General features: G+C 72.7%; 13 protein-coding genes, 1 tRNA gene and 1 pseudogene. 9 read left to right on the plus strand and 6 right to left on the minus strand.

Going from position 1 to position 19,111, the window contains the following annotated elements:
- Positions 1–17 precede the first annotated feature (17 nt).
- Positions 18–1,175, minus strand: coding sequence for a plasmid pRiA4b ORF-3 family protein (locus BLASA_RS23310; RefSeq protein ID WP_197536267.1), 1,158 nt, complete (start codon positions 1,173–1,175; stop codon positions 18–20).
- Positions 1,106–2,134 (minus strand): SEC-C metal-binding domain-containing protein, encoded by a 1,029-nt coding sequence (locus BLASA_RS24520; RefSeq protein WP_231839621.1) that lies wholly within the window; start codon positions 2,132–2,134, stop codon positions 1,106–1,108. The genes BLASA_RS23310 and BLASA_RS24520 overlap by 70 nt, the downstream gene beginning before the upstream one ends.
- 276 nt (positions 2,135–2,410) lie before the next feature.
- On the opposite strand from BLASA_RS24520, the gene mobF reads away from it, so the two are divergent.
- On the plus strand, positions 2,411–6,076 hold the full coding sequence (gene mobF / locus BLASA_RS05590; RefSeq protein ID WP_014375067.1) for a MobF family relaxase: 3,666 nt from the start codon (positions 2,411–2,413) through the stop codon (positions 6,074–6,076).
- 753 nt (positions 6,077–6,829) lie between these two features.
- Here mobF and BLASA_RS05595 read toward each other — a convergent pair.
- Positions 6,830–7,585, minus strand: a complete 756-nt coding sequence (locus tag BLASA_RS05595; protein ID WP_041775627.1) for a hypothetical protein — start codon at positions 7,583–7,585, stop codon at positions 6,830–6,832.
- Between the two features lie 550 nt (positions 7,586–8,135).
- Positions 8,136–8,211 (minus strand) — tRNA-Lys (locus BLASA_RS05605).
- A gap of 173 nt (positions 8,212–8,384) precedes the next feature.
- On the opposite strand from BLASA_RS05605, the gene BLASA_RS05610 reads away from it, so the two are divergent.
- From BLASA_RS05610 to BLASA_RS05625, 4 genes are all read left to right on the plus strand, one after another.
- The gene (locus tag BLASA_RS05610; protein ID WP_231839554.1) at positions 8,385–9,614 is read left to right on the plus strand and encodes a L,D-transpeptidase; all 1,230 of its coding nucleotides are present in this window, start codon (positions 8,385–8,387) and stop codon (positions 9,612–9,614) included.
- A 70-nt stretch (positions 9,615–9,684) separates the two neighbouring features.
- Entirely contained in the window at positions 9,685–10,086 is a 402-nt protein-coding gene (locus BLASA_RS05615; RefSeq protein WP_014375070.1) for a hypothetical protein, read from the plus strand.
- 69 nt (positions 10,087–10,155) lie between these two features.
- The gene (locus BLASA_RS05620; protein ID WP_014375071.1) at positions 10,156–11,238 is read left to right on the plus strand and encodes a sialidase family protein; all 1,083 of its coding nucleotides are present in this window, start codon (positions 10,156–10,158) and stop codon (positions 11,236–11,238) included.
- 13 nt (positions 11,239–11,251) lie between these two features.
- A complete protein-coding gene (locus BLASA_RS05625) occupies positions 11,252–11,533 on the plus strand; it encodes a ubiquitin-like small modifier protein 1 (protein ID WP_041775629.1) in 282 nt (93 codons plus the stop codon).
- Positions 11,534–11,610: 77 nt separating this feature from the next.
- Here BLASA_RS05625 and BLASA_RS05630 read toward each other — a convergent pair whose 3' ends face one another.
- Both BLASA_RS05630 and BLASA_RS05635 read right to left on the minus strand, forming a co-directional pair.
- On the minus strand, positions 11,611–11,853 hold the full coding sequence (locus BLASA_RS05630) for a hypothetical protein (protein ID WP_014375073.1): 243 nt from the start codon (positions 11,851–11,853) through the stop codon (positions 11,611–11,613).
- Positions 11,854–12,000: 147 nt separating this feature from the next.
- Complete coding sequence (locus tag BLASA_RS05635; RefSeq protein ID WP_014375074.1) at positions 12,001–13,791, minus strand: AMP-dependent synthetase/ligase; 1,791 nt, start codon at positions 13,789–13,791, stop codon at positions 12,001–12,003.
- Between the two features lie 118 nt (positions 13,792–13,909).
- Between BLASA_RS05635 and BLASA_RS05640 the strand changes: the two genes are divergently transcribed.
- From BLASA_RS05640 to BLASA_RS05655, 4 genes and pseudogenes are all read left to right on the plus strand, one after another.
- Positions 13,910–15,058 (plus strand): acyl-CoA dehydrogenase family protein, encoded by a 1,149-nt coding sequence (locus tag BLASA_RS05640; protein ID WP_231839555.1) that lies wholly within the window; start codon positions 13,910–13,912, stop codon positions 15,056–15,058.
- Positions 15,059–15,091: 33 nt separating this feature from the next.
- A pseudogene (locus tag BLASA_RS05645) lies at positions 15,092–16,305 on the plus strand (acetyl-CoA C-acetyltransferase).
- A gap of 11 nt (positions 16,306–16,316) precedes the next feature.
- A complete protein-coding gene (locus tag BLASA_RS05650; RefSeq protein WP_014375076.1) occupies positions 16,317–18,479 on the plus strand; it encodes a 3-hydroxyacyl-CoA dehydrogenase NAD-binding domain-containing protein in 2,163 nt (720 codons plus the stop codon).
- Between the two features lie 62 nt (positions 18,480–18,541).
- Positions 18,542–19,108, plus strand: coding sequence for a TetR/AcrR family transcriptional regulator (locus tag BLASA_RS05655; protein ID WP_051004835.1), 567 nt, complete (start codon positions 18,542–18,544; stop codon positions 19,106–19,108).
- Positions 19,109–19,111 lie beyond the last annotated feature (3 nt).

The raw sequence follows: 19,111 nt of genomic DNA on the forward strand, positions 1-19,111 counted from the left end.
CTTGCGAGTAGCGCCCTTCAGACGAGGTCGGCCAGCAGGGTCGCGCCGGGCAGCAGGGAGCGGGCCGACGGTCCGGCGGTCCACGCTCGCCAGCTGGTCGCGAGCATGTCCGCCCCCGCCAACTGGGGCGCCAGGCGGTACAACTCCTGCTCGACGTCGACGACCGTGATCGGGTCGTTCCCGCGGTGCCAGCCGTGGCCGAGCATCGAGAAGACCTCGGCGGCGAGATCGCGGGTCGTCAGCGAGCCTCGTGCGACGACGAGGGCCACCGCGCGCTCGGCGACGAAGGTCGAGAAGCCCCGTGGCGGGAACCAGCTGCGCAGCCGGCGGACGGTCTCGACCTCGTCGCCGGCGGCCTTCGTCGGGCGGAGCACGCCGCCCGCCAGCCGCAGCAGGCCGACGTGGCGGAGGATGTCGTGCAGCGCGGCCAGTGGCAGCAGGTCCTCCTCTATCGACGCCGGGCGGCCGAGCGGATACCAGTCCGGGCGCTGCTGCTGCACCGTGCGCACGACCACGCGCGGCAACCGCCCGCCCGGGGTGAGCTTGACGCCGTCGGCCAGTAGGCCGAGGAGCAGCCGGACGCTCTCCGGGACCCGACCCACCGCGTCACGCACCCGCCGGTCGGTCGCCTGCTGGTCGAACGGGCACAGCCGGTCGCCGACCCACTCGCGCATCGCCTGGTGCTCGGGGTGCCGGGGGTCGGTCAGCGTCGTCAGCAGCTCGGCGTAGCCGCCCGGGCCGCCGCAGTCCTCCGGCGGGCAGGCGCCCTGGCCGTCGACGCAGCCGGCGGCGTCGCCACCGGGGCCGAGCACTTCGACCTCGTGGGTCCACCCGTCGCCGTAGTCGTAGAGATAGGTGAACTGAGACGGGAGTGCCGACAGCCGCACCCCCCGCTCGTCCGTCTCGCCCTCGCCGTCCCAGTCGTTGAGCGGTACCGAGTAGACAGCCGAGTCGGTGCGGTACTGGTGCAGGTGCGAGTCGGTCCAGCCGAGCGCGACCTGCAGCACCTCGTGCAGCTCGTCCAGGGTGATCGCGGCCGGGACGTCAATCACCCGCTGCACCGCGGGCGTGACCTCGCGCAGGGTCATCCGCAGCCGGGTGGTCTTCACCGCGCGCCGCCGGCGCCCGGGGCGGCGCAGCACTTCTTGTACTTGCGCCCCGAGCCGCACCAGCACGGCTCGTTGCGCCCAGGCGGCCAGGTGACCACCCGCGTCGGGTCGTTGCAGAGGTCGGCGGCGTACCGGGCGCGCAGCTGTGCTGGATCGCCCTCCTCCTGGTTCGCCTCCCGCCACGACGTGTACTCCGCCCACCGCAACGGCGCGATGCGGATCACGGTCATGCCGGCATCCGACGCCTCGCGCAGCCGCCCCTCCATCCGGCGGCAGTAGGTCGCATGGTCGACGAGGCCGCCAGCCTCGTCGCGGACGGTCGAAGCGCCGGCGATATCAGGCCAGCGCTGTTCCAGGTGCGGGTACTCGTCGGCAGGCAGCCACGCCCAGGCCACCGGCGGCTGCCCGGCGGGGCCGCGCGGTCCCTCGGCCGGCCCCCTCGGCGGCCGCGGGCGGAACACCGGCGTGCGCGCCACCGGCCGGGGCTCGGCGGTCTGCAGCCGGTCCGGCTCCCGCCCCAGTGCGGCAAGGCTCTCCGCGCGCAGGTCCCGCAGCTGACCCACCAGCCGCTCCGGGTCTCCCGTGCGCACCGCTAGCTCGAGGCCGTTCGTCAACCATCTCAGCGCGAGCTCGTGCTCGCCGATCGCGCTGTACTCCAGCCCGGCGTTGTTGTAGAGCCACACGTCATCCGGCGTATCGCGGGCCACCTCGTCCCAGACCGCCGCCGCCTCCTCCGCCCTGCCGTGGCGGGTCAGGATCTCCGCTCGCCGACAGCGCGGATCCGGTGCGCTCTGGTAGCCGCGGTCGACGAGCACGTCCGCGTGCCGCAGCGCATCCTCCACCCTGCCCGACCGGTCGTAGGCATCGGCGAGCTCGTCATGCAGCTCCAGCACGTCGAGGTACTTATCCGCGGCCGGGTCGGCCTCGCAGACCGCGAGCGCCCGCTCCAGCACCCGCGCGTACGTCTCCGGCGGACCGGCTGCCGCCTCCCTGAGCTCGCGGACAACACGGTCCAGCTCGTCCATGCGCACGGCGCCATCATCGCTGACCCGGCTCCGCGAACAGGGCGCGACCTCCACCTACACGAGGCAACGCTCACCAACAACGTCCGACATCAATGGCCGACGTGCTCTCGAAAATCGCTCAGGAGACCTTCTGAAAGCCCTGCAAGAATGACGGCAAGAATGACGGCACGCATGCTATCAAGATAGGCAGACCGAACCCCGCTTCGCGGGGCCATCGTCGTCTCTTGGGGTGACGCGTTGGACATTGTTGGGTGGCGTTGACAAATGCAGGGCGGAATGAAGGTGTACGCCGGCGCGCCGGCGGCCGCCCGCTGCTACCTGGAGGCCGACCGGGGCCGGGCGGACGACTACTACCTCACCGAGGGCACCGGGCTCGCCCGCCGGTTCACCGCGACCCATGGCCGGGTGACCGAACTGGGCCCGCTGACCGGCGAGGCCTACGAGACCTGGGTCGCCGGGCGGGACCCGGAGTCCGGTCAGTCGCGGGGCCGGCTGCGGTCGGACGCGCACGCCGTCCGCTTCGTCGAGGTCGTGGTCAACGGCCCGAAGACCTGGTCACTCGCCGCGGCGCTGCACCCGGACATCGCCGCGGCGTACGAGGCGGCGCAGGACCGAGCCGCCGAGCAGATCGTCGCCTGGCTGTCCGAGCACGCCACAACCCGGGTCGGGCCGGCCGGGGGTCAGGTACAGGTGCCGGTCGAGATGCTGGAGGCGGCCACGGTGCGGCACTACACCAGCCGCGCGAACGACCCACACTGGCACCTGCACCTCCAATTCCTCTCCCGGGTGTACGCCGCCGCCAAATGGCGCGGCCTGCACACCGTCGGCATCCGCGACTTCCTGGGCGCGATCAACGGGATCGGGCACGCGGCGATGGACACCGACCCAGAATTGAACGCCGCGTTCGCCGCCAACGGCTACACCAAGGACCCGACCGGAGAAATACCGCAGCTGGCCGAATATGTGGGCGCGTTCAGCGCGCGGCATGCGCAGATCGCCCGGAATGCGGACCGCTACGAACGGGAATGGGCCGCCGCGCACCCCGGCGAAACAGCCGGGCCGGCACTGCGCCACGCGTGGGACGCCCGCGCGTGGGCCGAGGGCCGCCCGGACAAGGTCGCGCCGCAGCCCCGCGCGGACGTCGGCGAACGCTGGCGGACGGATCTTGCCGAGTTGGGCTTCCGCGCACCGACCAATCCCGTCCCGCTGTCGCCCACCCCGGTCGGCGCGCTGGACCGCGACGAGCTCGTCAGGCGGGCGCTGACTCGCCTGGCCGCCGTCCGCTCGGCATGGAACGCCGCGGACGTGCGCGGGGAGGTGGAGCGGCTGATCGCCGCCGAGGGGGTCGTCGTCGATGCCGGGGTGCGGATCGAACTGGCCGAGGATCTCACCGCCCGCGCCATGCGTGCGTGTGTGCCGCTGCTGCAGCGGGACGGCGTGGCGGAGCACATCCGGGCCTGGACGTCCCGGCCGGTGCTCGCCGTCGAGGCCGACCTGACCGCCCGTTTCGCGGCCCGCGCCGTCGCGCGCTCAACCGACGCACCTCACTCTGGTCCAATACCCCCGCCGACCCACCTGACACCGACGGTCGCGCCCGCGGCGACTGCCGGAAAGCTGGATGCCGGTCAGACGGCGGCGGTCGCCGCGCTGGCCGGCGACCGCGCGCTGATCGTGATTGAGGGCGCCGCGGGCGCGGGCAAGACCACCACCCTCGCAGCCACCCGCCAGGCACTCGAGGAACAGGGGCGGCGGCTGGTGGTGGTCACCCCCACGCTGAAGGCCGCGAAGGTTGCCGCCGCCGAGATCGGGACTGCGGCCGGTTCGGTGGCCCGGCTGACCTTCGAGTACGGCTGGCGCTGGGACGACGATGGCGCCTGGACCCGCCTCGTCGTTGGTCAGACCGACCCGGTCACCGGGAAGACCTACGCCGGGCCGGAACAGGCGGCGCGGCTGCTCCCTGGCGATCTCCTCGTCGTGGACGAAGCGGGCATGCTGGACCAGGACACCGCCCGAGCGCTGCTGACCATCGCCGACGAGTGTCAGGTGCGCGCCGCACTGCTCGGCGACCGCCACCAGCTCGCCGCCGTGGGCCGCGGCGGTGTTCTCCACCTCGCGGTCGGCCAAGTCGACGCCGATGCCTACCTGACACTGCAGGGGCTGCACCGGTTCACCCGCACCGGCCCCGACGGCCGCACACTGCCCGATACCGCATACGCGGACCTGACCCTGGCGATGCGCGCCGGCGATGACCCCGGGAAGGTGTTCGACGTACTGCTCGCGCGCGGGCAGATCCGGCTGCACCCCGACCCGGAGACCCTGCGGGAGGCGTTGGCCGGGGCCGCCGCCGCGCCGTCCTCCACCGACGGTGAGCGCATCGCCGTTGTGGCCGACACCCGCGAGCAGGTCGCCGAGCTCAACGCCGCTATCCGCGACCGGCTCGTCGCCGCCGGCCGGGTCGACGACGTGCACGCCGTCGTCACCGCGGCGGGGGAGTGGATCGGGGTGGGAGATCGGATCGTGACCCGACGCAACGACCGCGACCTCGACGTCGCCAACCGCGACACCTGGCTGGTCCGCGCCGTCGCCGGCTCGCGGGGCGGACTTCTTGTCACCCCGGCCGATGTCACCCCTGCCGACGGTGCGCGTGGGTCTGTCACCCCCGCTGTCCCTCCGCGCTGGCAGGGTGCGCGGGTGCTGCCCGCCGACTACGTCGCCGCGCACGTGGAGCTCGCGTACGCGGCGACCGCGCACGGCGCGCAGGGGGAGACGGTCACCGCCGCCCATCTGGTGGTCGGTGAGCACACTGGGGCCGCGTCCGCCTACGTCGGAATGACGCGCGGCCGGCGGGCCAACACCGCCCACCTGGTCGCCACCGATGTCGACCAGGCGCGGGAGCAGTGGATCGCGGTTTTCGCCCGCGACCGCGCCGACCTCGGCCCCGCCCACGCCGCCCAGCGGGCAGCGGCCGAAGCCGCCCGCTACGCGACCCCCCGGTCGCTGGACGACGTCCTCGCCGAGCTGCGCGCCGCCTGGACCGAGCAGCAGCGCTGCGGCGACCTGCTCACCCGCCAGCAGCTGCAACGCGAAGCCCTCCGCGCAACCGTCGCCCGACACGCGGAAAGCTCTCAGCGGCTCTCCTGCCTGGAGGCCGACTGCGCGCAGGCCGCGACCGACGCCGCAGCCGCCCGGCAGCGGGCCGAGGCCAGCGGCTCCCGCGTCGCCGCCGACGCCGACCGGATCCGCGACGCCCTCCTCGACCGGTGGAACGCCGAGCGGGAGGCCGTCCGGCAGGCCGCCAGGGTGGTCCTCGACGGCTCCGGCCGGCTGGGGCCGCGCCGCGGCGCAGTGGCCCGCGCCGGCGAGCAGCTCACCGACTGGCACGCCACCTGGGCGTCGCACCTGCCGGGCCTGCCCGCCGACCACGCCCAGCTGATCCGGACCGCCGCCGGGAACGATGATCGGCCGACCCTGGAGGCGGCGCTGGGTGCCGCGGCCCGCCGTGCCGCCGAACGCGCGGACCCCGAGTACGCCAAGCTCGCCGCCGCTGCCGTCGCCGCCGAGCGCACCCACTACACCGCGCAACGCGAGCTGGACCGCGCCCGGTATGACCACGACCACCGCCACGGCACCACGAGCCAAGCCGACTACGCACAGCAGCTGGCCGAGGCCGAACGCGGCCGCGCCGGCACCCGCCAGCAGCTCACCGACATCCGGGCGCGCATCACCACCCTGCAGGCCGACCCGGCCCTGCTCGCCCAGCCGCCCGAGCGTCTCCAGCAGGAGAGTGCGGCCTGGCGCGCCGGCCGCGACGCCATCCGACGCACGGCCCGGACGACTCCGCAGCCGACGGCCGGGGCCGACCCGAGCGTGCGCCGCCCGCACCCGGAAGACTTGCGCTACCTCACCCCACACCGCACCCCCGGCCAGGGCATCGGGCGCTGAACGTCGGCCATCCGGCGACCACCTCCGGCAGCGCGGGCGAGGCCCGGCGGCCGTTTCCCGCGGGCGACCGCAGGCGAACAGCAGAAACAGCACATGGACCGGATGGGCGGGAGGCGGGCAGCAGGCGGACCGGAGAAAAACAGGAGGTCGCGCCAGAAACTGGCCAGGGGGTGTCAGCGATGACCCGAAGTGGGCACCTCTCCGATGCGCGATCGTCGACTGGAGGGTTGCTGGCGAGACCTGGCAGATCCCGGACTGGCCCACCGGTCCGTCGGGGCGAATCCTGCCTCCTGGCGGATGGTCGACGCCGCGCAGTTCAAGCCGCGCCCGACCAGCGGTTGACGTATGGGAGCTTATCCAGGACTGCGCAACCCATTGTGACGAGTAGACGACGACGCTGGTGACATGAGTGCGGTCCGGGTGGCGAACGGCAGGCCGGGCGAGGTCACCGGGCGCCTCAGACCTTCCGCGACAGACTTCAGCGTTTCCCTGGTGGGCGTACTCGGCCAGAGGGTCACCTGCCGTCCAACAGGCGGGGGGTGACGTCGGATCGCCGCCCTCGAACCCGGCGACACGGTCACCATCGAGTCTGCCGCCGACTTCGCCCGGCCCCGCCACGCGCCGCGCCGTCGTCCGCCTCGCCAGCCCGCACATCGTTGTGACCGGCAAGAGACCTTGCGGGTGACGAGTCCCCTGCCCGACCTCGGAACTCGCCCGATGACGGACCGACCTACGCTCGCTCGCCAACTGCGGTCAGGCCGCTTCAGACAGCGCTTCCGGGCCGTGCTCCCCGAAAATTCCGGGTGAGCCCGTCGGGCAGTCGCCGGCCCTTGAGGCAGGCGGATAGATCACCCCGTCGGCGCTGTAAGGACGCTTGGCGCGACTGGGCTGCTGACGGTACTTCTGGCCGGCCTTCTTGCCCGCCCTTTTTCTCCCTTGACGGTCCGCGCTGCGGTCACGACCGACTCCTTGTCGAAAAGGCCGGCGTGGAGCCGAAGCGTCGCCGCTCGCTGGCGGGCTGAGCGTGTCCGCCTCGCCGGCGTTGTGGCTGGACGCCGTGGCGGAGGCCGCCACCTCCGCTCGGCGGGCGTCGAACTCGCTGGGTGCGCTGTTGCCCCCGGCGGACAGGGTCGCCCGGGCGCTTTCCAACGCCGGCTCTACGACCTCCTGGGCGGCGGCGGGCCGCGGGGTCGAGTACGACAGGGCCGCGGGCTGCGCCGCCTTGTTGAGCGCAACCACCAGCCCGTCCGCGTCGCCCGCACTGAGCACCAGCCCGGTCGTGGAGAGAGCGACCATCAGCCGATCGGCCTGGTCGCGGAGCGGCCGGGAGGCCGCCGCTTCGAGCTCGCGGAGCACCCGGGAGGCCGCCGCTTCGAGCTCGCGGAGCACCCGGGAGGCCGCCGCTTCGAGGGACTCGCACCACTCGTCCAGGTATTGGGCTCGCATGGCCAGGACTTCGACCGACGGGTCGGCAGCGGGCCGTTCAGGGGCGGGGATCCGGGTCACCATGCCGCAGGGGCAGGATCCGCCGGTCGCCGGGGCCAGATGCTTGCCACCGGTGCAGAGCCATGGTTCGAACATAGCGCCCTCAACTCTCGAGCCTGGCCCTACTCCATGCGTGGTGGGCCGAGGCACCAAGAATCCCGTGTGTCACTCCCGCAACACGGCGCGCCACGCCCGACCGTTTTGGTGTCGTGACCTTCAGCACACGTCGCTGGACTTGTGGCTGACGACGAGGCCGGGATATCGCTTTCGGCTGTCCACTGGCCGTGGAGGAGCAGTCGCGACAGTCGCGCTCACCAGCGGAGTGCCCGGTCGAGCCTCCGCGGCGAGACCGCGGACGGCGACGAGGACGGGGACGGGGACGGGGACGGGGACGGCGATTCTGCGCAGGCATGGACCGCGCCGCGCCGCGGCACCGGATCGGATGTGGCCGCCCAGGTGGCTCCCAGGATTGCCGATCGCGGACTTCTGCGGACTGTTTGCGGACAGCTTGCCGGCCCGATGCGCCGATGATCTTGTCACTCCGGGAGAAACCGCAGGCCAGCGGCCTGTTGCGTGGTGCGCCATCAGGGACTCGAACCCCGAACCCGCTGATTAAGAGTCAGCTGCTCTGCCAATTGAGCTAATGGCGCCGCGCCCGGCACGCCAGGCGACGAGAGGGAACCATACCAGCGCTCCGGCGGCGGCCGGCGGCCACCCTGGCTGCGGGTGACCGACACGACCCTCCCGATGTCGTCCTGGCGTGGACACTGGGAAAGAGCCGTCGCCCGTCTCGGGGCGGGGTGGGGGAGAGGAGTCGGGACGCGTGCGACGTACTGCCGCGATGATCGCCACGGGGGCGCTGGTGCTCCTCGCCGGGTGCAGCGGGGACGACCAGCCGGCCGGGTCGGCGCAGCCGACCCCGCCTCCGGCCGCCGCCGAGCCGGCGACGGTCGAGCTCGCGGTCGCCGACGGAGCGGTGGACGTCTCACCCGTGACCCCGCTGGAGATCTCGGTGAGCGACGGTGAGCTCGAGGCGGTGACCGTCACCGACGGTGACGGCGACCCCGTGCCCGGGGCGGTGTCCGGCGTCGCCGGGGACGAGGCGCCCGAGCAGGAAGGCGCCGACGAGCCGGCCGGCGACGACGCCCCGATCTGGACGCCGGAGACCCCGCTGGCCTACGACACCAGCTACACGCTGGCCGCCACGGCCACCAACGCGGAGGGGCAGGAGACGACGGCGACCTCGGCGTTCACCACGGTCGCCCCGGAGACGCTCTCCATCCCGTCGATCGGCCCGCTGGACGGCCAGACCGTCGGCGTCGGGATGCCGATCCGCGTCTGGTTCGACGACCCGGTCGCCGACAAGGCCGCCGTCGAGCGCCACCTGGAGGTCACCAGCACCGAGCCCACCGACGGCGTCTGGAACTGGTTCAGCGCCCGCGAGGTGCACTTCCGCCCGTCCACGTACTGGCCGGAGAACATCGAGGTCACGCTCGACGCCGACCTCTACGGCGTCGACTTCGGCGACGGGGTGTGGGGGGAGAAGGACCGCTCGATCTCCTTCTCCATCGGTGAGCGGCACGTCTCCGTCGCCGACGCGGCCAGTCACACGATGGAGGTCTACGACGGCGACCAGCTGGTGCGGACCTTCCCGATGAGCGCCGGCGGGCCGGAGTTCCCGAGCCGCAACGGCCCGCACGTGGTCACCGAGATGAACCGGCACATGGTCATGGACTCCAGCACCTACGGGACCCCGGTCGACAGCCCGGACGGCTACCGCACGCCGGTGGAGTACGCCGTCCGGCTCAACAACAACGGCGAGTTCGTGCACGCCGCGCCGTGGTCGGTGGCCCAGCAGGGGCGGGTGAACGTGTCGCACGGCTGCATCAACCTCTCCACCGACCGAGCGGCCTGGTTCTTCGGCTTCTCCCAGCCGGGCGACATCGTGGAGATCGAGAGTTCGATCGGGCCGACGCTCTCGGCCGCCGACGGCGACATCTACGACTGGGCGATCCCGTGGGAGGAGTGGCAGGCCGGCAGCGCGCTCACGTGAGCCGCCGCGGCGCGGCGTTTCCGGCCCACTGACGGCGGGCACCTCCGTCGGCGACACCGGAGGGGGCCCCGTGGACACCTGGCTGATCGTGCTGATCGTCGTCGTCGTGCTGGTGGTGCTCGCGCTCGCGGCGCTGGCGCTGGCCAAGCGCAACCGCGTCTCGCGGGTTCGCCGAGAGGCGGAGCACCGCGAGCAGGCGCGGGAGAACATCCAGGAGGCGCACGTCCGGGCGACTCGCGCCGACGCCGAGCAGGCGCTCGCCGAGGAACAGGCGGCGCGTGCCCGGCGGGAGCTGGCCGAGGTCCAGGAGCGCGCAGCGCAGGCCGAGAAGGAGGCCCGCCAGCGCGCGGCCAGGGCGGACGAGGACCGGTCGGAGGCCGAACGTCTGCGGGCCGAAGCGCAGCGGCTCGCACCCGATGTGGTCTCCGACGGGCAGCACGAACATCCGGACGGCGGCGCCACCCGCCGCTGAGCCGCACCGCTCAGTTCCTGCCCCGGGAACGGTCCTACCCCTGAGGACCGTCACACCGGAGGGGTGCACATGACCGATCTGCTGGCCATCGGAACGCGCAAGGGGCTGTGGCTCGCCCGCAGCGACGACGACCGCCGCACCTGGACGCTCGACGGGCCGCACCTGCTGGCCCAGGAGATCGCGGCGGTCTCCATCGACACCCGCCGTCCGGCGCCCCGGCTGCTGGCCGGCGTCCAGTACGGGCACTGGGGCCCGACCGTCACCTGGTCCGACGACCTCGGCGGCAGCTGGCACGAGACCGACTCCGGCGCCATCCGCTTCCCGGAGGACACCGGGGCGGCGCTGGGCCGGGTCTGGCAGCTGCGGCCCGACTCGGGGGACCGGCCCGACGTCGTGTGGGCCGGCTGCGAGCCGCAGTCGCTGTGGCGCAGCACCGACGGCGGCTGCAGCTTCACGCTCGTCCGCGGGCTGTGGGACCACCCGCACCGGCCGACCTGGGAGCCGGGAGCCGGTGGGGGAGCGGTGCACACCGTCCTGCCCGATCCAGCGACCGACCGGATGACCGTCGCGATGAGCACCGGCGGGGTCTACGTCAGCGAGGACGGCGCCACCGGCTGGGCCCCGCACAGCCGGGGGATCAGCGCCGTGTTCATGCCCGATCCGGCGCCCGAGTACGGGCAGTGCGTGCACAAGGTCGCCGTCGACGCCGGGGACCCGCGGCGGATGTACGCGCAGAACCACTTCGGCGTCTTCCGCACCGACGACGGGGGCGCCTCCTGGACCTCGATCGCCGACGGGCTGCCGGCCGACTTCGGCTTCCCGGTCGCCGCCTCGCCGGCAACACCCGGCACTGCCTGGGTGGTGCCGCTGGTCGCCGACATGCAGCGCGTGCCCCCGGGCGGCCGACTGCGCGTGCACCGCACCCGCGACGCCGGCGGGAGCTGGACCGAGGTGGGCGCCGGCCTGCCCGACGGGGCCTGGACGGCGGTGCTCCGGGATGCGCTGTGCACCGACGACCACGAGGTGACCGGGGTGTACGTCGGCACGCGGGACGGGTGCGTCTACGCCAGCACGGACGAGGGCGACACGTTCAGCACGGTGGCCGAGCACCTGCCCGACGTGCTCGTCGTGCGGGCGGCGCGGCTGCCGTGACCGGGGGGCGGAGATGAGCGTGCAGATCGTGCTGCCCGGCGTCCTGGCCGATCTGGCCGGGGGCTCGCGGCACCTCGAGGTGGACTCCGCCGGCACCACCCTGGACGCGCTGCTCGACGAGCTGAGCGCCCGTCACCCGGTGCTGGGCCGGCGGATCCGGGACGAGTCGGGCGCGCTGCGGCGGTTCGTGAACGTCTACGTCGACGGGGAGGACGTGCGCTGGCAGGGCGGCCTGGCGACGCCGGTGCGCAACGGCGCCGTCGTGCAGGTGCTGCCCTCGGTCGCCGGCGGCTGACCCAGGCATAGGAGGCCATGCCTACGGTTTCGCGTCCGATCCCGTAGGCATAGCTTCCTTTGCCTGAGGGGCGGGGCTCAGAGGGCGGCGAGCGTGGCGCAGTTCGGGCAGAGCTGGTGGTCCTCGTAGCCGTCCGGGGGCCAGGACACCTGCTCGTCGATCGAGACGTAGGCGCCGCACAGTGCCTTGCGGCTCTGCCCGTTCACCCGGCCGATGGTGGCGTGGGCCGGGCCGATCTGCCGCGGCGTGAGGCCCTCCGCGCCGAAAGAGCCGACCATGAGGACCGCGTGTGCCGTGCCGTACGCGTAGACGGTGGTCATGCCGACCAGAGTCCGAGCCTTCCGTCCCTTCCGCCACCACCGCCGGGCACGTGTCGGCCGCACCCGTCACACCGGTCCCACCTGTTCCGGAATGGAGCGACGGGGGCCCGTCCGCAGCCGCGGACGGGCCCCGTGGTGCCGAGCGGGTCAGTGGGCGTAGATCTTCTCCACCTCGCCGGCGAACTCCTTCATCACCACCGAGCGCTTCAGCTTCAGCGAGGGCGTCAGCTGGCCACCCTCGACCGTCCACTCGACCGGGAGGATGGCGAAGGACTTGATCGACTCCGCCTTGGACACCTGCTCGTTCGCCCGGTCCACGGCAGCCTGGATCTCCGCCACCACCTCCGGGTCGTCCACCAGCTGTGCCATCGGGGTGTCCGTCGCCCGGCCCTTGGTCTCCAGCCAGCCGGGCAGCGCCTCGGCGTCGAGCGTGACGAGGCAGCCGATGAACGGGCGGTTGTCGCCGACCACGATGCACTGGCTGACCAGGGGGTGCGCCCGGATCTTGTCCTCCAGGACGGCGGGGGAGACGTTCTTCCCGCCGGAGGTCACGATGATCTCCTTGATCCGGCCGGTGATCGTCACGTAGCCCTCGTCGTCGATGACGCCGAGGTCGCCGGTGGCGAACCAGCCGTCGCGCATCGTCTCGGCGGTGGCCTCGGGGTTGTTCCAGTACCCCCGGAACACCTGGGGGCCGCGCACCTGGATCTCGCCGTGCTCGGCGATGCGTACCGCGGACCCCGGGGCCGGCCGGCCGACCGTGCCCACCTTCATCGCGTCCGGGCCGCTGACCGTGCTCGGCCCGGTGGTCTCGGTCAGCCCGTAGCCCTCGAGGATGGTGACGCCGATGCCGCGGAAGAAGTGGCCCAGCCGCTCGCCGAGAGGTGCCCCGCCCGACAGCGCGTACTCCACCTTGCCGCCCATCGCCGCCCGCAGCTTGCCGTAGACCAGGGTGTCGAACAGCTTGTGCTGCAGGTTGAGCCCGAGGCCTGCCCCGCCGCTGTCCTGCGCCTTCGACCAGGCGACCGCCACCCGCTCGGCGCGGTCGAAGATCCCACCCTTGCCGCCGGCGTGCGCCTTCTGCCGTGCGCCGTTGTAGACCTTCTCGAAGACGCGGGGCACCGCGACCAGGAAGGTCGGCTGGAAGGTGCCGAGGTCGGCCAGCAGCGAGGCGAGGTCGGGGGTGTGGCCGAGCCGTGCGCCGTTCTGCACGCAGCCGATCTGGATGATCCGCGCGAAGACGTGCGCCAGGGGCAGGAACAGCAGTGAGCTGGCGTCCTTCGCCGCCATCGCCGGGATGACCTGAGGGGCCAGTTCGGCGACGTACAGCAGGTTGCCGTGGGTCAGCTCGCAGCCTTTGGGCCGCCCGGTCGTGCCGGAGGTGTAGATGATCGTGGCGAGCGTGTCGGCCGTCAGGGTGCTGCGGCGCCCGGCGAGCTCCTCGACCGGCACCTCGGCGCCGGCGGCGGCGACCGTGTCCAGGTCGCCGGCCTCGATGTCCCAGACGTCCCGGAGGTCGGGCAGCCGGTCGCGCACCGAGCCGATCATCGACCGGTGTGCCGCGTTCTCGACCACCACGGCCACCGCCCCGGAGTCGGACAGGATCCACTGCGCCTGCTCGGCCGACGACGTCTCGTAGATGGGCACGGACACCCCGCCGGCGGTCCAGACGGCGTAGTCGGCCAGCGTCCACTCGTAGCGGGTGCGGCTCATGATGCCGACCCGGTCGCCCGCCCGGACCCCGGCCGCGACCATCCCGCGGGCCAGTGCGGAGACCTGCGCGGCGAACTCCCGGCTGGTCACCGGCATCCAGCGGCCGTCGACGTTGCGGCTGAAGGCGACCTGTTCCGGGGTGTCGCCGGCGTTGTCGGTGACCGCATCGGTCAGTGCGGCGGATGCCGGGATCTCGAATGCGGTGGGCGTGGAGTACTCCTGCACAGGGGCTCCCTCGGTGGTGCATCGGGCGTGACCTGGATCGCGAAGATACAGAACGATCGGTCTGTATGTTCAGGTTTCCCGCGCGCTGACCGCCGGGAGATCATCCGACCACCCGGAGGTGGCTGTGCAGTCCGCGCTCTACGAGGCCGAGCACGAGTCGTTCCGCGCGATGCTGCGGGACTTCCTGGCCAAGGAGGTGGTTCCGCACCACGCCGCGTGGGAGGAGGCCGGGGTCGTCGACCGGTCGGTCTGGCTCAAGGCCGGCGAGCAGGGGCTGCTCGGCATGGACGTCCCCGAGGAGTACGGCGGAGGCGGGGTCACCGACTTCCGCTACAACGCGATCCTCTCCGCCGAGATCAGCCGGGTGGGGGCCAGCGGCCTCGGGTTCACCCTGCAGAACGACGTCGTCGCGCCGTACCTCATCTCCCTCACCACCGAGGAGCAGAAGCGGCGCTGGCTGCCGGGCGTCGTCAGCGGCGCGAGCATCACCGCGATCGCCATGACGGAGCCGGGCGCGGGCTCCGACCTGCAGGGTCTGCGGACGACGGCCCGCCGGGACGGCGACGAATGGGTGCTGAACGGGTCGAAGACGTTCATCACCAACGGCATCAACGCCGACCTGGTCATCGTCGTCGCCCGCACCGATCCGGAGGCCGGGGCCCGCGGCTTCTCGCTGCTGGTCGTCGAGCGCGGGATGCCCGGCTTCGAGCGCGGCCGGAACCTGGACAAGGTCGGGCTCAAGGCCCAGGACACGGCCGAGCTGTTCTTCGAGGACGTCCGGGTGCCCGCCGCCAACCTGCTCGGCACCGAGGGGCACGGCTTCTTCCACCTCATGGAGAACCTGCCGCAGGAACGGCTCTCCATCGCCGCGGGCGCCGTCGCCTCCGCCCGGATCGTGCTCGACCTGACCGTCCAGTACTGCAAGGACCGCACCGCGTTCGGCAAGCCCATCGGGTCGTTCCAGAACACCCGGTTCGAGCTGGCCGAGATGCACACCGAGGTCTCGATCGCCGAGACCTACCTCGAGAAGGCGATCGGTGAGCACAACGCCGGCCGGTTCACCGTCGAGGACGCCGCGATGGCCAAGTGGTGGACGACCGAGCTGCAGAAGCGCGTCGTCGACCGCTGCCTGCAGCTGCACGGCGGCTACGGCTACATGCTCGAGTACCCGGTGGCCAAGGCCTTCCTCGACTCGCGCATCCAGACCATCTACGGCGGGACGACCGAGATCATGAAGGAGATCGTCGGTCGCTCGCTCGGCGTCTGACCCTTCCCACCCCGAGGACCCGAGAGGACGAGCATGTCCACCGAGGCATTCATCTACGACGCCGTGCGCACCCCGCGCGGCAAGGGCAAGCGGACCGGCGGGCTGCACTCGGTCAAGCCGATCAGCCTGACCACCGGACTCATCGACGAGGTCCGCCGCCGCAACCCGCAGCTCGACCCCGCGCTGGTCGACGACATCGTGCTCGGCGTCGTCTCGCCGGTCGGCGAGCAGGGGGCGGTCATCGCCCGGACCGCCGCACTGGCCGCCGGGCTGCCCGACACCGTGGCGGGCGTCCAGATCAACCGGTTCTGTGCCAGCGGCCTGGAGGCGGTCAACCTGGCCGCGCAGAAGGTGCGCTCGGGTTTCGAGGACCTGGTGCTCGCCGGTGGCGTCGAGTCGATGTCGCGCGTGCCCATGGGCTCCGACGGAGGGGCCTGGCCGATGGACCCGGAGACCGCGGCGCGGACCGGCTTCGTGCCGCAGGGCATCGGCGCGGACCTCATCGCCACCCTCGCCGGCTGGAGCCGGGAGGACGTCGACGCCTACGCCGCCGAGTCGCACGCCCGCGCGGCCAAGGCCTGGTCCAACGGCTACTTCGAGCGATCGGTCGTCCCGGTGACGGACCAGAACGGCACCGTCGTCCTCGACACCGACGAGCTGGTCCGCCCCGGCACCACGGTGGAGTCGCTCGCCGCCCTGCCCTCGGCGTTCGCCGGCATCGGGGACATGGGCGGCTTCGACGCCGTGGCGCTGAACAAGTACCACTGGGTCGAGCGGATCGACCACGTGCACACGGCCGGCAACTCCAGCGGCATCGTCGACGGCGCCGCGCTGGTCGTCGTCGGCACCGAGGAGGCCGGCACCCGCCACGGGCTCACCCCGCGGGCCCGCATCGTCAGCACCGCCGTGTCCGGCAGCGACCCGGTCATCATGCTGACCGGCCCCGCGCCGGCCACCCACAAGGCGCTGGCCAAGGCCGGCCTGAGCGTCGACGACATCGACCTGGTCGAGATGAACGAGGCATTCGCCGCCGTCGTCCTGAGTTCATGGCCGACACCGGCTTCGACCACGAGCAGGTCAACGTCAACGGCGGCGCCATCTCGATGGGGCACCCGCTGGGCGCCACCGGCGCCATGATCCTGGGCTCGCTCGTCGACGAGCTCGAGCGGCGCGACCTGCGCTACGGCCTGGCCACCCTGTGCGTCGGCGGCGGCATGGGCATCGCCACCGTCGTCGAGCGAGTCTGAGGAGCACCCCGATGAGCGACAGCACCATCCGCTGGGAGTCCGACGCCGACGGCGTCGTCGTCCTCACCCTCGACGACCCGTCGTCGTCGGCGAACACCATGAACGACGCGTACGTGCGGTCCATGGGTGAGACCATCGACCGGCTGGAGCGCGAGAAGGGCTCGATCCGCGGGGTCGTCCTGACCAGCGCGAAGAAGACCTTCTTCGCGGGCGGGAACCTGGGCAGCCTGATCCAGGCGACGCCGGAGATGCGGGGCGACGTCCTCGCGCAGGTCACGCGGGTGAAGGGCCAGCTGCGCCGGCTGGAGACCCTGGGCATCCCGGTCGCGGCGGCCGTCAACGGCGCCGCCCTCGGCGGGGGCCTGGAGATCGCCCTGGCCTGCCACCACCGCGTCGTCCTCGACGACCCGAAGGTCAAGCTGGGCTTCCCCGAGGTGACCCTCGGCCTGCTGCCCGGTGGCGGCGGGATCGTCCGCTCGGTCCGGCTGCTCGGCCTGACGACGGCGCTGCTCGAGCTGCTCCTCCAGGGCCAGCAGGTCCGCTCCGACAAGGCGCTGGAGCTCGGCCTGGTGCACGAGACCGCGGCCGACCGCGACGAGCTGCTGGCGAAGGCACGCGCGTGGGTGCTGGCGAATGAGGGCGCCCAGCAGCCCTACGACGTGACGGGCTACCAGGTGCCCGGCGGTACGCCGTCCTCGCCGTCGCTGGCCGCGAACCTGCCGGCGTTCCCGGCGAACCTGACCAAGCAGCTCAAGGGCGCGCCGTACCCGGCGCCGTACGCGATCCTCTCGGCGGCGGTGGAGAGCCTGCAGGTCGACGTCGACACCGCGTTCACCGTCGAGGGCCGCTATTTCGTCGACCTGGTGGTCGGCCAGATCTCGACCAACATGATCCAGGCGCTGTGGTTCGACCTGAACCGGATCAACGGTGGCGGCTCCCGGCCGCTGGTCGAGGAGACGTTCGTGGCGTCCAAGGTCGGCGTGCTCGGCGCCGGGATGATGGGCGCCGGCATCGCGCACGCCTTCGCCAAGGTCGGCGTCGAGGTGGTGCTCAAGGACGTGGGCGTCGAGGCCGCGGAGAAGGGCAGGGCGCACGTCGCCGGGCTCGTCGGCAAGCAGGTGTCGCGCGGCCGCATGTCCCAGGAGGAGGCCGACGCCTTCCTCGCCCGGATCACCGCCACCGGCGACGCCGCCGACCTGGCCGGCTGCGACGTGGTCGTGGAGGCGGTGTTCGAGGACACCGCGCTCAAGCACCGGGTGCTCAGCGAGGCCGAGGCCCATGCCCTGCCGGGCGCGCTGCTGGCCTCCAACACGAGCACGCTGCCGATCACCGGCCTCGCCGCGGGGGTGCAGCGGCCGGCCGACGTCGTGGGCATGCACTTCTTCTCGCCGGTGGACAAGATGCCGCTGGTCGAGCTGATCGTGGGGGAGCGGACGTCCGACGCCGCGCTGGCCCGCGCCTACGACGTCGTCCGGCAGCTCGGCAAGACGCCGATCGTCGTCCAGGACAGCCGGGGCTTCTTCACCAGCCGGGTCTTCGGCACCCTGGTCATGGAGGGCGCCGCCCTGCTGGCCGAGGGCGTGGCGCCGATGAGCGTCGAGCGGGCCGCGTTGCAGGCCGGCTTCCCGGCCGGGCCGCTCACCCTGCTCGACGAGGTGACGCTCACCCTGCCCCTGAAGATCCGCGACGAGGCGGCCCAGGCCGGCGCCACCGACGACCACCCGGGGGTCGCCGTGCTTCGGATGGTGGTCGAGCACGGCCGCACCGGCAAGTCCGCCGGCCGGGGGTTCTTCGACTGGCAGCCGGAGAAGCGGATCTGGCCCGGGCTGACCGAGCTCTTCCCGACCAGCGACGCGGTGCCGTTCCGCGACGCCCAGGAGCGGCTGCTGTTCGCCATGGCGGTCGAGACGGCGCGCTGCGTCGAGGAGAAGGTGCTCAACTCGGTCGAGGACGCCAACATCGGCTCGATCATGGGCATCGGGTTCCCGCCGCTCTACGGCGGCGTGCTGCAGTACGTCGACCAGTACGCGGGCGGGGTCGCCGGGTTCGTGGCCCGGGCCGACGAGCTGGCCGACACCTACGGCGAGCGGTTCCGGCCACCGGCCATCCTCCTCGAGCGGGCCGTCCCCGCGGGCAGCCTGCGGGCCTCGCTGTCGGAAAGGGCATCGGGCTGACCGGCATCTCGGTGCGCTCGTCCCGCCCGCCGCTCCGCCGCACCCAGGCGGAGCGGCGGGCGGTGACGCGCGCTGCCCTGGTGCGGGCCACCGTCGAATCGCTGGTCGAGCTCGGCTACGCGCGCACGACCACGCAGGAGGTGCAGCGCCGGGCCGGGGTCTCCCGCGGCGCGCTGACCCACCAGTTCACGTCGAAGGCCGACCTGATGCTGGCCGCCGTCGACCACCTCTACGAGGAGTTCAGCGCCAGCGTCCGGCAGGCCGCCGCCGATCTCCCGGTGGAGCCGTCGGCCCGCATCCGGCTGGGCGTGGAGCTGATCTGGCAGCGATTCCACGGACCGCTGTTCATCGCCGCGATGGAGCTCTGGGGGGCGGCCCGTACCGACCCGGAGCTGCGCACGGCGCTGCTGCCGCACGAGCGCCGGCTCGGCGCGCAGCTGCGGGGTCTGACGATGGAGGTGTTCGGGGAGCGGGTGGCCCGGCACCCGCAGGCCGAGGCGGTGTACCAGGTGCTGCTCACGTCCATGCGGGGCCAGGCGCTGACGTACACGCTGCAGCCCGACGCCCCACGCGCCGGACCGCACCTGCAGCACTGGATGGCGATCGTCGAGGCATTGACGCCTCCCTGACCC

It is taken from the genome of Blastococcus saxobsidens DD2 (genome assembly GCF_000284015.1).
Taxonomy (GTDB): domain Bacteria; phylum Actinomycetota; class Actinomycetes; order Mycobacteriales; family Geodermatophilaceae; genus Blastococcus; species Blastococcus saxobsidens_A.